We start from the raw sequence: 12,844 nt of genomic DNA on the forward strand, positions 1-12,844 counted from the left end.
AACCTCACCAGTGTCAAACCAATACCTGAATCCCGTGTCGAGAAGATGACGGATCTGAGAATATACGCCGACATAGTTGATGTTGGCCTCCCACGGGTTGTCGATATGATCGACTTCAAAGACGAGCCATCGGCGGTTGCCGGTGTCGTCGGTGAGGAACTGGAGGTTGTTGCCAGTGGCACAGAACGATGCCCTGTGAGGCAGCCTCACCTTGCTGCGGCCATAGACAGGTCGGTCTTTGACGAAGGGCTGCGACGCCATCGCCTTGAGTTGGTTGACCTCCTGACGACCCATGCTGTCAATCTCCTCCATGTCGATGAGGATGTTCTCGGTAAGGGCGAAGGCATCGTCCTTGGTCATACGCTGCGAGTTGGTCTTCACGCAGAAATACCGTCGCAGTTCGGGCGGCAGCAGGTTGTTCATAAACGACGTCTTATACGTGCCTTGCGGACCAAGGAGTACGAAAATTTGATGGTTCACCACCTCGTCGTCGATCGTGGCAGCCACCATAGCCACAAGCCATCGGCGCACGTAGAAGTCGAACTTTTCGGGAGTGCAGTCGCGGCAGTGAACCATACCCAGGAGGTCGGCGATATGGTCGTGGCCGTCCCATTCCGGCAGACTGTCGAGATAGCTTTTGACGGGATGGTACTGTTCGATGCAGTTGCTGGTGAGATAGGCGTGGAGCGTCTGCATGTCGGTGTTCAGTCCGGCACGCTGCAGCTCTATCCAAAGGGAGTTTTCGGCAGCATCGGTCATTATATTGAAAGTTGAAAGTTGAGATTGATTCATCAAATGGCATTGTTCCACGTCTTGGGAAAGGATGTTTCGGCGGAAGGTGTAGCGGGCGGTGAGATACGCCTCCACCTCCATGATGGTGGATTTACGAGGGCGCGAGTTGCCATCGGCGGCAAAGGCGGCGGGACGGCAGGTGTTGTGCTCGTCGGTGTACTTGTCGTACACGGCCTTGACGATACCCGCTATGGGGTGGCCGTTGGCGATGTCATAATCCTCAAACTCCTTCTCAGCCCACTCGAGGGTCTTGTCAGCATTTACGCCAAAGCGGTTCATCCAGTAGATGACGCGCGAGACGTAGTTGTTGCGACCTCCCTCCTCGTAAGCAATTCCCTCGTTATCGACGAGCTTTCGTGCGGTGGCACCCGCCTTTTCGCATGCAGGCCTTTTGCCCGTCTTCTGCGCCTTGCGCTTATGAGACTTTATCTTTACAGCCTTAGAGACAGGTCGATAGACGGCGGTGGGGTCGCAAGCCAGTGCCGAGAGGCGGTTGATGTTGCCGCACTGATTGTCGTAGTCCACACCAGTCAGCTTCTTTATCATCTCGTTGGCAGTGAGCCAAGCGTCTTTGAAGTTGTCTTGTGTCACCTCGCCGTCCATCTTCACGATGACATGCAGTCCGTGGCCCGAGACGGTGCGGTAAGCCAGCCGAGCATACTCGCAGTTCTTCACCATCTTCTCAGTGGTCGCCATAAGGTCGTCGGGAATGTGGTCGAGATCGACAATCATGAAAGGCATGAGCCGTGTGATGTTTTCGGCAGCCTTTCCGCCCTCCGCCATAGCCTGCGGCATGAAGGCGGGCAGTTGCTGCTTGATGTGAGCGAGTTGCGACTTGAGTTGTCGCACCTGTTGCTTGTCACCTTTGTCGGTGGCTTGCTGATAGATACTAAGCAGGCTGCGGTAGTCGTCGCACTGCTTCTGCAACTGTGTGGAACGAATCATCGTAGCCACATGTTCCCACGACACGAGCTTCGGCTCCTTGTCGGTGAGAGAAGAAAAGAATGTCACTTCGTTTGTCATAAGTATAATTATTTAATTTAATGTTTTGGAAGTATTTTTTTTGGTAGTTATGATGAGAAGTTATGGCCCATTTTAACTCCATAATTTTGTTTATTATGGCACGAAGTTACAAAAAAATAATAGAATGAGAAACACAGTGTCTAATGTCCATAGACGTTAGACACTTTTCAACGACTTTAACATTATTAACATAAAATAAGTACAAAAATGGTAAAAATTTATCACGAGCACGTTGCAAGAGTTATGCAGAGTGCTCTTGCTGTCTTCCGTCGTTACAATGCCAGGGAGACTGTTTCATCTATTTGCGGCAGCAGAGGTGTAATGCTTAGCCGAGCTGAGTTCTACTTAGTTTAAAGTGGAAAAATTAAGGGTACTTTACCCTATTCCCGATTGATGCATTTCTACTGTCTCCACATTCCACCTAAAGACTCCACTCAACTTTTGTCGGAGTATGCCAAGGCAATGATAAGGGAAGACATGGAAAGATTAAAAGATTAAAGATTATAAAATCGGGACAGGGGACAGGTCTGAAGTGAACCCAAAAAGTTGGACACAACCCTTACTGTTCATATGGAAAACACGGAAGGGAACGGAGGTCCGCAAGCGGACGATGGAGGGGAACGCGAAGTTCCGGGAATTAAACGTGAATTAAAGGAAAAAAAATATATCCACAGATGTCACAGATGGATGTCCGCAGGCGGATGGTGGAGGGGAACGTGAATTATTCGTGAATTAAAGAAAAATATATATATCCACAGATGACACAGATGGATGTCCGCAAGCGGATGGTGGAGGGGAACGCGAAGTTCCGGGAATTAACCGTAAATTGAAGAAAATAATTCTTGTGTGAATTCACGGTCAATTAACGGCAATTCACGTTCAATTAACGGCAATTCACGGTCATATTAAAAGTGTTAGAGCTGACGGGACAGGGGACATTTTAATTTGAACGCAAGTTCTTCGCACATTGTTTATTAATAGCGGAGCTCATCAAGCTGCGCAAGTTCTTCACACATTGTCTATCAAAAGAGGAGTTCATCAAGCTGAAGCAAGTTTCTGATAAAATATGGGAAAAAGTTTGGAGGATTGGGAAATTATTCGTAAATTTTGATAAGATAGGCTGCATCTCAACAAAAAAAAATAAAAAAACGCTTTTTTATTTTGTTTTGTCTTCGATTTGCACTATCTTTGCGGCGGAATTAATTATTAAATAAAGATTATTATGGCAATGGCAATTAGTAATGTTCCTGTTTTGACAGGGGAAGCTGCTGAGACATTCGTAAGAAAAGCTGACGAGGCAATGAAAAACAGAGGTTCCATCGATTTTACTGAACAACGTGCTGAAATGAAGCTGATATTGGCAAACGCGAGGTTTGAGTAGTGTATGGGATATTTAGCAGAGAATGCGGTGTTTATGCCGCTAACAAAGACTATTTTGGAAGAATCTGATAAGTTCACTTGTGGAAATGAGGACTTGGATGATTTCTTTCAAAACGATTCTATTGCATATGCCGAAGACCTTTTTGGAAAGACATATTGCTTTCAAATGAAAGAAAATGTGAAAGAGCTATTATGCGCTTTTACTGTTTCAAATGCGAGCATATTCACAATGCTTCTGCCCAATGCTCGTAAGAAGAAAGTGGCTAAGAATGTTTCTTACGTTAAGAGGGACTTGATTTATCCTGCAGTTTTGATAGGTAGATTAGGTATTTCAACAAGGTATCAGCAACACCATATAGGAACAGAACTTATGAATTTCATAAAGTCTTGGTTTGTTGATTCCTCCAACAAGACAGGTTGCCGCTATCTTATTGTTGACGCTTATAATTCTGATATACCTTTGGCATTCTACAAGAAAAACGGATTTGATTTCATTTTCAGTACAGAAGAACAGGAAAAGGATTATCGCAAAATTGTATCCGATGAACCTCTTCGGACACGTCTTATGTTTTTCGATTTGATTCTTATTAGATAGTTTTTACGGGACAGGGGACAGGTCATGAAGTGAACCCAAAAAGTTGGACACAACCCTTACAGTTCATATGGACAACACGGATGAAACGGAGGTCCGCAAGCGGACGGTGGAGGGGAACGCGAATTATCGGAAATTATACGTAAATTGAAGAAAATAATTCTTGTGTGAATTCACGGTCAATTAACGGCAATTCACGTTCATATTAAAAGTGTTAGAGCTGACGGGAATTGTCGAGGAATTGGGTAGTGGCACAAGGAAGATATTCAAATACACTCCGCTCATATCGGGAGGCAAAGAACCCATGATTGAAGAGGAGGACGTGTATAAGGTGACGATACCTATGGAAGCTGGTGTACAAAATGAGAAACTGGAATGGACTAAGCTGTGGGACCAACTGGGACTAAGTAAGGGACTAAGTAAGGGACTAAGTAATGAGCAAATCGGATTGTTTTTTGAAAGTCTGATGAAGCCTGTAGCAGCCTCAAAACTTCGGGTTATCTTGGGTTACACTAACGCGACTAAATTCAAGAATTCATATATTGTTCCGTTGATGGAGCAAGGTTTAGTTGTGATGAGTCAGCCAGACAAACCAAACAGTCCCACTCAAAAATATTATTTGACTGAGAAGGGAAAACGAGTGATAGGCTCTGTTGGAGAAGAAGCTACATTTTAAATGAAGAAACAACGTTCGGCGGCCGAAGGGAAAGCCAATGCATATTCAACTGCTGCTTTGAGCCGGCTTATACGATTGAGCATATCGTGGGGGCGATGAAGAAACTGGCTGGATGTGGATATAAGTTCAAGTGGTCGTTTGAGGAGGCACTTGAGGATTGGTTTAATGATAATAACAGACAATATTTAAAGTGAAAAGAGTATTTGGATTAATTATTGCAGGTGTGATGAGCTTGGGCTCAACAGCTGCGGATACGGATGAGGGATATGTGATTGACTCGTTCTGGACAAACTGGTATCTGGAGGCGGGATTGGACATGTCGCTCCAGAACCCATACGGGCATGACTTCTTCGGAGGGGTGTTTCCCAACGGAAAGACGTTTGGAGTGAATGTGGCGATGCTCAAACAGGTGACGCCTGCAGTGGGAATGAGGTTGCGCGGCAACTGGGAGAATGGTATCGGTCTGCTGAAGAACGACCACGACAACTGGCTGGCGCCGTTCTATCAGCCTGGTGAGAACAGACGCAAGGGTGGATATGTGACATTTGTGGGTGACCTGCAATTGGATATTCACAACATATTCTGGGGATATAAGCCTGAGAGGAAATGGAACATGCAGGTGTTCTCGCGTGCCGGTGGCGCGTATAACTTTGGAGTGAGCAAGGGTACGCCGTTGATTGGATTGGGTATTGGCAACACGTTCAGATTGAACGATAAGTTGGCGATATATTTTGACGTGGCGTATAACATGGTGTCGAGCGGATTTACTGGTGTGGAGAAGAACACGGGAACGGGATCGAACTCTAACGGATTCTTTGATATCAGTGTGGGTGTGAAGACGAATGTGTCGAAGACTCATGGATTCCGCAAGGCTACGAGGGAGGAGGACAAGGACAAGGTGCTGACAAAGGCTTGGGGAAAGGAGTGGTATTTGCAGTTTGGTATGGACATGTCGCTGCAGAACCCATACGGCAAGGATTTCTTTGGAGGGGTGTTCCCGAATGGAAAGACGTTTGGCGTGGATGTGGCTGTGGTGAAGAGATTTACGCCACAGGTGGCTGTGCGTGCGAAGGTGAACTGGGAGAACGGTATTCCGCTATTTGAGAATCATCATCTGACTTGGATTGGTCCGGCGGATAATCCTTCGGAGAACATGGATAAGGGTGGATATTTGTTTATCAGTGCGGATATTCCATTGAGCATAAAGAACATTCTTTCGGAGATTGATCCTGAAAGGAAATGGGATCCGTATGTGTTTCCGAGGTTTGGACTTGGATGTAACCTTGCTATAAGTAGTTCGTCGCCTTGTGTGGGAGCCGGTGCCGGCACGACGTATAAACTCAACGACCGTTGGAGCTTATATGCCGACATGGCTTATCAGGTGATTACGAGTGAGTTTACTGGAGGTGCCGGGCATACGGGCATGAGTGTTGCTGCAGGCAGCAACGGATTTATGGATATTAATATCGGAGCGCAAGTGAGGTTGGGGAAATGATTGATGATGATTGATTATAGAATGGAGGTTAGTTTGTTCTTTGAGTTTATACAGATTGCTGTAGGAAATAGGAAGTCACTGTCGGGTAGTGTCACGGATGCTGAATGGCTTCGACTTTTTGAGTTTTGCAAGAAGCAAGCGTTGATTGGTGTCGGATTTACGGCTGTGGAGAAACTGCATGCTATGGGGGTGGTATGTCCTGCTGCGCTCCGGATGCAGTGGATGGCATTGGCTTTGCAGATTGAGAAGCGAAATGGTTTGCTTAATGAGCAATGTCGTCAATTGGCGAGGAGATATGAGCATGACGGGCTTGAGACTTGTATTCTTAAAGGGCAGGGGAATTGTCTGAATTATCCTGAGGGACTGAGGAATAGGAGGCAATGCGGTGATATTGACTTGTGGGCAACACCGATAAATGTACGACAACAGGAACAACTTGAAACAACTATTTGTCCGCGAGCGGACAGAGGCGGGGAACGCGAATTATTCACACATTCTATATTTTCAGCGGTGTTCATCAAGCTACGCAAGTTCTTCACACATTGTCAATTAAAAGAGGAGTTCATCAAGCTGAAGCAAGTTTCGCAAATTAAACGTGAATTGAAGGAAATATGTCCGCAGGCGGACGGGGGAGGGGAACAGCAATTATTCGCACATTGTTTATTAATAGCGGAGCTCATCAAGCTACGCAAGTTCTTCACACATTGTTTATTAATAGCGGTGTTCATCAAGCTGAAGCAAGTTTCGCAAATTACACGTGAATTGAAGGAAATAGGTCCGCGAGCGGACGATGGAGGGGAACGCGAATTATCGCAAATTACACGTGAATTGAAGGAAATAGGTCCGCAGGCGGACAGAGGGATTGCGATTGCGGTGCAGACAGGGAAGGAGGAAGTGGAATATGTGGAGTATCATGGTCGTAAGGCGGTGAGAGAGTATGTGAGGATGCAGCATCGGTTAGAGGGGAATATAGAGAAGCCTGTTATTCGGTATCATCATATTGAAGCGCCGAAGATAGACGGAACGGAGGTGGAGGTGCATTTCCGTCCTTGCTATGCTCATTCGCCTCTGAGGAACTGGAGGATGCAGCGATGGTTTAATGACCATGCTGATGTGTGTATGAAGAACAAGACTCACATGGGATTCGCTGTACCGACGGCATCGGTGAATGTGGTGTATCAGATGTGCCATCTTTTCTCTCATTACTTTGATGAAGGGCTTGGGTTAAGGCAGCTGATGGATTATTACTTTGCGCTGCGTGTGTGGCATAACGATGTGATGGAGTGCAAGGACTTGCAGTCACAGGGGATGTGGTGCGAGGGGCTTGGTACGGCTGTGATGTCGAAGGATGAGGTGATGGCGGTGATACGGTCTTTCGGTATGGGGAAGTTTGCGGGAGCGGTGATGTGGGTGCTAAACGAAGTGTTTGGAGGAGGGAACGATAACGAAAACGAAAACGAAAAATGTCCACGGAGGACACGGAGGGGCACTGATGGATGTCCGCAGGCGGACGATGGAGGAGAACGCAAATTAAAGCGAATTAACCGTGAATTGAAGGAAAATAATTTTGGGCCTTGGATGATTTGTGAGCCGAATGAGAAGGAGGGAAGAAAATTGTTGGAGGAGATAATGAAAGGAGGAAACTTTGGGCAATATGATGAAAGGGGAAAGGAATTAAAGAATGGAGGGATGGTGAAGCACGGAATTTGGAAGCTGAAACGGGTAATGAGACTCGTGAGGAGTTATCCAGAGGAGGCACTGTGGGAACCGGTGTTTAGGGTATGGCACTTGGGATGGAGGAAGGTGAATGGTTAATGATGAATGATTATTGATTAACCTCTTGTGTCATTTATTTGCGGTGAAAATAAAAATATTCCGTATAAAATTGTACATATATGAAATAAAATTGTTACCTTTGTACCCGAATAAAGAAAAAGGACGATGAGCAACATATCAGACACAGTAGCCTCAAAAGGCGGAATAATAACAACAGACAACATGACAGGACAGGCTGAATACAAGCGTGTCCTTCGGGCTGTTGACCGTGGAGAACTCATCAGGATTCGACATGGTGTGTATGCCGTGCCCGAAGCGACATTCGGTACAATGATAGACATAGACAAAATCGTGCCTGGAGGAGTGGTATGTATGTATTCCGCTTGGATGTATTATCAGCTATCCACCCAGGTACCGCCAGCCTTCTGTGTCGCCATAGGTAGCAAGCGCAGGATAAAAGTGCCTACGGTTGTGCCCGTCAATCTTTATTATTGGAAACCGGAGAATCTTGAGTTTGGCATTGAACGAAAAAACATATCGGGTTATGAAGTACTTATCACAGACATCGAGCGGAGCGTATGCGATGCCGTCAAGTATCGCAACAAGATAGGTCTCGACCTCTGTGCCGAGGTAATACGTTCTTATCTCTCACGCCCCAACCACAACCTATCGCGACTCACCGACTATGCCCGCCGCTTGCGTGTAGCCAATGTTCTTAACAACTATCTTGAAATATCCCTGTCATGAAGAAGCCTGTCACCAACTACGGAAAGTCTGTCAAAACACGACTGCTCAATCTCATGAACGGACGGAACAGGGGACAGGTCATGAAGTGAACCCAAAAAGTTGGACACAACACTTACTGTTCATATGGAAAACACGGAGGGGAATGGAGGTCCGCAAGCGGACTTTATGGGAGAACGCGAATTATCGGAAATTATACGTAAATTGAAGAAAATAATTCTTGTGTGAATTCACGGTCAATTAACGGCAATTCACGTTCATATTAAAAGTGTTAGAGCTGGGTGATGGCGCCGCCAGCGGCGCCCGACGGGACAGAGGACATTTTTATTTGAACGCGAATTATTCGCACATTATATATTTTCAGTGGTGTTCATCAAGCTACGCAAGTTCTTCGCACATTGTTTATTAGTTTCGGTGCTCATCAAGCTGCGCAAGTTCTTCGCAAGCTCATCAAGCTACGCAAGTGTTTGATGATTGACAATGACTGATTATTGATTACTTATAAAAAAGGGGGAAATGTTTGGTGGATTGGATTATTATTCGTAATTTTGCGGCGTGATTAATAAAGAAAGGACTAATATGAATACAATAACCATAGATAATAACTTGTATAATGAGGCAATGCTATATGCTGGGGAAAAACGAATGAGCGTTGCTGGCCTTTTTGAGTCTGCTGTCCGTAACTTCATGGATTCGCATCCAATAAAGCCAAGAAAATCTGTGCTTGATAGTATGGAATACAAAAGAGCATTGGAAGCAATGGATGCGATAATGGCTGATGAACAAACGGTGTCTGTTCCTGTAGATGAAAATGGAAGGGATGCAAGAATAGAGAAATATATTCTATGAAAGTATATTTAGATACAAATATTCTTATTGATTTTGTCTGTAAAAGAGTTCCTTTTTATGAAGGAGCTAAGAGATTATTCGCTCTTGGCAGTATTGGTCAATTTGATTTAGTCACGTCTTCGTTGTCTATAGTTAATACTATATATATAGGCAGGAAATATGAGTTGCCAATTGTTAAGCAACGTATAAAATCCATATTGTCTTTTGTAACAGTATGTGATTTACAAGCTGATGTTGTAATCAAATCACTCGATTCTGATTGGAAGGACTATGAGGATTCTGTGCAAAGCATGACTGCTTTGAAGACTTTTGCTGATTGTATAGTAACAAGAAATAAGAAGGATTTTAGGAAATCTGTAATTCCTGTATATACAATTGACGAATTAATGTCGCTTATGTAGGGTCATGGTAGGGTCAGGGGACAGGTCAGTGTCCTGGGGAGGGAACGGAGGTCCGCAAGTGGACTGTTTTGATGAACGCGAATCACCGGGAATGAAACGTGAATTAAAAGAAATTGGTCTACAAGCGGACGTTTTTAGTGAACGCGAATTATTCGCACATTGTTTATTAATAGCGGAGCTCATCAAGCTACGCAAGTTCTTCGCACATTGTTTATTAATAGCGGAGCTCATCAAGCTACGCAAGTTCTTCGCACATTGTTTATTAATAGCGGAGCTCATCAAGCTACGCAAGTTCTTCACACATTGTCAATTAAAAGAGGTGTTCATCAAGCTGAAGCAAGTTTCGGAAATTATACGTAAATTGAAGAAAATAATTCTTGTGTGAATTCACGGTCAATTAACGGCAATTCACGTTCAATTAACGGCAATTCACGGTCAATTAACGGCAATTCTCGTTCATATTAAAAGTGTTAGAGCTGACGGGACAGGGAACAGGTTCGTGTCCCGCCTCCTCAATTTTTTTAAAACATTTGAGATCATATTTTTGACTATACCTGCGTGACAGTGACCTGTCCCTTGTACCCTCGGGCAGAAACAAGAACGTTTGTATCTATTACAACATATATCATAGTGATTGTTTTCTTGCCTCCCTTACGGCATTAATCTCTGCATTGATTTCATCAAGAGTCAATTCTGGTCTGTTCTTTGCGTCTTCCCTGATTTCTCTTATCGTCTGAATCGCCTTGGCACGAATGTCTTCATCGGTTTCTGTTGCTGCAATGGTGAAGGGGATGCGGCGAAGGCGGATGACTTGGCGCACGAAGATGTTGATGGCGGTGTTGGCGCTCATTCCAAACTGCTCGCAGAGGCTGTCGAACATTGCTTTCTGCTGGCTGTCGATACGTAAGCAGTCATTTAGGGCCGTCTTGTGTACCTTAATATATATTAGTACTTTTGTCCCGAATTTAAATTTTGGACAAGATGAACATAAACGAAGAAGGCAAGTACTATGCCTCAATGGTTCGCAAGTACCGAACCGAGTACAAGAGCAAAAACCTTCAAGGGTTCTGTAGAGACCAAAAAGTGAGCTATAACAAGATGCTTCATTGTTTACGTAACGACTCCTACCGCAAGCCTAAGGCCATAGAAGCGGAATCCTGTATTGAACCAGGATTGCACCCTCTTGTTATAGATAGAGTTGAACCTCAGACATCGCATATCGCCAAAGAACAACAAGCATCGACTCCCGCTGACATGATGCTGGATGATATCGACCTGTCATTTGGCTCGCAGGTGAGTCTCCATATCGGCAGCTGCTCAAAATCTGCACTAGTTTCACTGATAAAGGAAATGGAGGGTGCTTTATGTTAAGTATCTCAAGCGGTTTCAATTTTTACCTGTGTGGTGAGCCTGTTACGCTGCGCTACCGCCATAGCGGTCTTCGGGGCTACATCAAGAGCCAACTGCACCGTGACCCGACCAACGGAGACATATACATCTTCCTCTCGAAGGACAGTCGTCGTGTCCGTATGTACTACTATCACCATAGTGGTGAGATTATGACTGAGAAAATCCTTCATGCCGACCATTTTGTTGAACCGGTATTTGACAGAAAGAAAGGTTGCTACCACATCTCTTGGGAAAGCTTTGTATATATTGTTGAAGGAATAGTGCCTAAGGACCGTAGGGTCGATTTTAACGACTTGGATGATGAAAATACTGATGAAACACCTCTGGAAGAATTGGGAAGCAGAGGCGAGAAAACATCAGGAAATAAGCTTTCAAAGGATGTTGTGTAATATAGAATATTTAACAAGATAGGCTTCGTCTCGCCTGGAAGGCGATATGAAGCACCGACCGTTGTACGTCCGCCGCAAATGTAATCAGAATATTATGGGGAAAGATGTTGGTTTTTGCATGGTTTCCAAAAGGCAAGTGGCAACTTACGGATGAGAAAAACGGACTTGTACCTCTTAGAATATATACAAACAGAGATGTCACAATCTCAAATCATGCCACAAATGATACAATATAAAGTGTTTTACGACGCGTTAGGGCACAAAGAGGCTGTCCACGAAGAAAAGCACTTCGCGGACTACCTGCTTAGTTACCTATACGCTTCACAAAGAATGGCGGGGCTCTCGGGGCTGGATTTATAATCCTTATGATGATACGCTGGCAATGGCATTCCTTGCATACTCCAATCTCCCAACCATTCTCCTGACAGATCTCAAGATATGACTTATTTGTCCTTTCTTTCGGCACGGGCGGCACATCGAGCTGCTTCTGTATGTTGCGCAGTGCATCCCTGTTGCAAGGTGAGAGTATGCCGTAGTGGCGTATCCTCACAAACCTGTCGGGTAGCACATGCAGTGACAACAAACCGAGAAACTTGCCAATCTCCATGGTCATTACTCCATGCTTGCCGCCTTTCCTGTAGTCCTTGTAGTCGTATGAGATGCTATTGTCTGTCACGTCAAGAATCCTGGAATTGGTTATCGCCACACGATATGCATATCTGGCAATATACTCCAATACCTGATTCACTCCCTTTGCGGGAGGACGGGAGTAAACGACCCAATCCTTGTCAAAGCACTGTTTTCGTATGTAATTAGCCATGACGAAACCATCTTCCTTCAGCCTCCTTGTGAGCAGAGCCATGAATCTTCCACGGAATTTGTCGCTCATGCCATGCACGGGAAAAAGGAAGTCACTCTTTTCACAACCATTGAGATGATGCCACATACCGAGTTTGTCCATCCCGCCACCCGGCACAATGCAGTGAATGTGCGGATGGTAGAACAGATTGGAACCCCACGTATGAAGAATGGCGGTCATACCGGTACGCAGTCTCTTATCGCCTGCAAAGGCGGAGATGGTGGCCCATGCGGCCTTGAACATGCAATCGTAGAAGGCAGCCTGATGGTTAATGGCTATAGGATGCAGGCAATCCGGCACCGTGAATACCACATGGAAGTACTTCGCGGGGATAATCTCCTCCCTGCGGAAAGAAATCCACTGCTCACGCTCCTTGTTCTGACACTTGGGGCAATGACGGTCTCGGCAACTGTTGTAGCTTATCTTGATTTCTCCGCATTCGGGACACACTTCCACAT

The 12,844-nt window shown here is 45.3% G+C and carries 13 protein-coding genes and 1 pseudogene; 11 read left to right on the forward strand and 3 right to left on the reverse strand.

The features are described from left to right. Positions 1 to 1,815 (reverse strand): VapE domain-containing protein (locus tag CIK99_RS12205; RefSeq protein ID WP_094381771.1); only part of this gene is annotated, 1,815 nt, incomplete at its 3' end. A 1,222-nt stretch (positions 1,816 to 3,037) separates the two neighbouring features. On the opposite strand from CIK99_RS12205, the gene CIK99_RS15545 reads away from it, so the two are divergent. The 9 genes and pseudogenes from CIK99_RS15545 to CIK99_RS12240 all read left to right on the forward strand — a co-directional run bounded on the left by CIK99_RS15545 (position 3,038) and on the right by CIK99_RS12240 (position 9,728). Next, positions 3,038 to 3,196, forward strand: coding sequence for a hypothetical protein (locus tag CIK99_RS15545; RefSeq protein WP_173805367.1), 159 nt, complete (start codon positions 3,038 to 3,040; stop codon positions 3,194 to 3,196). A 3-nt stretch (positions 3,197 to 3,199) separates the two neighbouring features. Next, positions 3,200 to 3,790 (forward strand): N-acetyltransferase, encoded by a 591-nt coding sequence (locus tag CIK99_RS12210; RefSeq protein ID WP_094381772.1) that lies wholly within the window; start codon positions 3,200 to 3,202, stop codon positions 3,788 to 3,790. Positions 3,791 to 4,091: 301 nt separating this feature from the next. After that, complete coding sequence (locus CIK99_RS12215) at positions 4,092 to 4,463, forward strand: Fic family protein (protein WP_144007992.1); 372 nt, start codon at positions 4,092 to 4,094, stop codon at positions 4,461 to 4,463. A 190-nt stretch (positions 4,464 to 4,653) separates the two neighbouring features. Continuing rightward, the gene (locus tag CIK99_RS12220; protein WP_144007993.1) at positions 4,654 to 5,958 is read left to right on the forward strand and encodes a hypothetical protein; all 1,305 of its coding nucleotides are present in this window, start codon (positions 4,654 to 4,656) and stop codon (positions 5,956 to 5,958) included. 21 nt (positions 5,959 to 5,979) lie between these two features. After that, positions 5,980 to 6,330, forward strand: a pseudogene (locus tag CIK99_RS16120) (hypothetical protein); the annotation flags it as partial. A 501-nt stretch (positions 6,331 to 6,831) separates the two neighbouring features. Next, positions 6,832 to 7,773 carry a nucleotidyltransferase family protein gene (locus tag CIK99_RS15835; RefSeq protein WP_254047805.1) on the forward strand — a complete coding sequence of 314 codons (942 nt, stop codon included), beginning with the start codon at positions 6,832 to 6,834 and terminating at the stop codon, positions 7,771 to 7,773. A 126-nt stretch (positions 7,774 to 7,899) separates the two neighbouring features. After that, positions 7,900 to 8,481, forward strand: a complete 582-nt coding sequence (locus tag CIK99_RS12230; RefSeq protein WP_094381776.1) for a type IV toxin-antitoxin system AbiEi family antitoxin domain-containing protein — start codon at positions 7,900 to 7,902, stop codon at positions 8,479 to 8,481. A 576-nt stretch (positions 8,482 to 9,057) separates the two neighbouring features. Continuing rightward, on the forward strand, positions 9,058 to 9,327 hold the full coding sequence (locus CIK99_RS12235; RefSeq protein WP_094381777.1) for a hypothetical protein: 270 nt from the start codon (positions 9,058 to 9,060) through the stop codon (positions 9,325 to 9,327). Next, on the forward strand, positions 9,324 to 9,728 hold the full coding sequence (locus CIK99_RS12240) for a PIN domain-containing protein (RefSeq protein WP_094381778.1): 405 nt from the start codon (positions 9,324 to 9,326) through the stop codon (positions 9,726 to 9,728). Before CIK99_RS12235 ends, CIK99_RS12240 begins: the two co-directional genes overlap by 4 nt. A gap of 625 nt (positions 9,729 to 10,353) precedes the next feature. Here CIK99_RS12240 and CIK99_RS15945 read toward each other — a convergent pair. Next, on the reverse strand, positions 10,354 to 10,746 hold the full coding sequence (locus CIK99_RS15945; protein WP_256387407.1) for a type II toxin-antitoxin system RelB/DinJ family antitoxin: 393 nt from the start codon (positions 10,744 to 10,746) through the stop codon (positions 10,354 to 10,356). Between CIK99_RS15945 and CIK99_RS12255 the strand changes: the two genes are divergently transcribed. Both CIK99_RS12255 and tnpB read left to right on the forward strand, forming a co-directional pair. After that, entirely contained in the window at positions 10,710 to 11,099 is a 390-nt protein-coding gene (locus CIK99_RS12255) for a hypothetical protein (protein ID WP_094381781.1), read from the forward strand. The two genes, CIK99_RS15945 and CIK99_RS12255, sit on opposite strands and share 37 nt — an antisense overlap. Beyond that, positions 11,093 to 11,527 (forward strand): IS66 family insertion sequence element accessory protein TnpB, encoded by a 435-nt coding sequence (tnpB, locus tag CIK99_RS12260; protein WP_094381782.1) that lies wholly within the window; start codon positions 11,093 to 11,095, stop codon positions 11,525 to 11,527. The genes CIK99_RS12255 and tnpB overlap by 7 nt, the downstream gene beginning before the upstream one ends. Before the next feature lie 304 nt (positions 11,528 to 11,831). On the opposite strand, the gene CIK99_RS12265 is transcribed toward tnpB, so the two are convergent. Further along, positions 11,832 to 12,844 (reverse strand): transposase (locus CIK99_RS12265; RefSeq protein WP_094379682.1); only part of this gene is annotated, 1,013 nt, incomplete at its 5' end.

This window comes from Prevotella sp. P5-92 (assembly GCF_002251245.1).
GTDB lineage: Bacteria > Bacteroidota > Bacteroidia > Bacteroidales > Bacteroidaceae > Prevotella.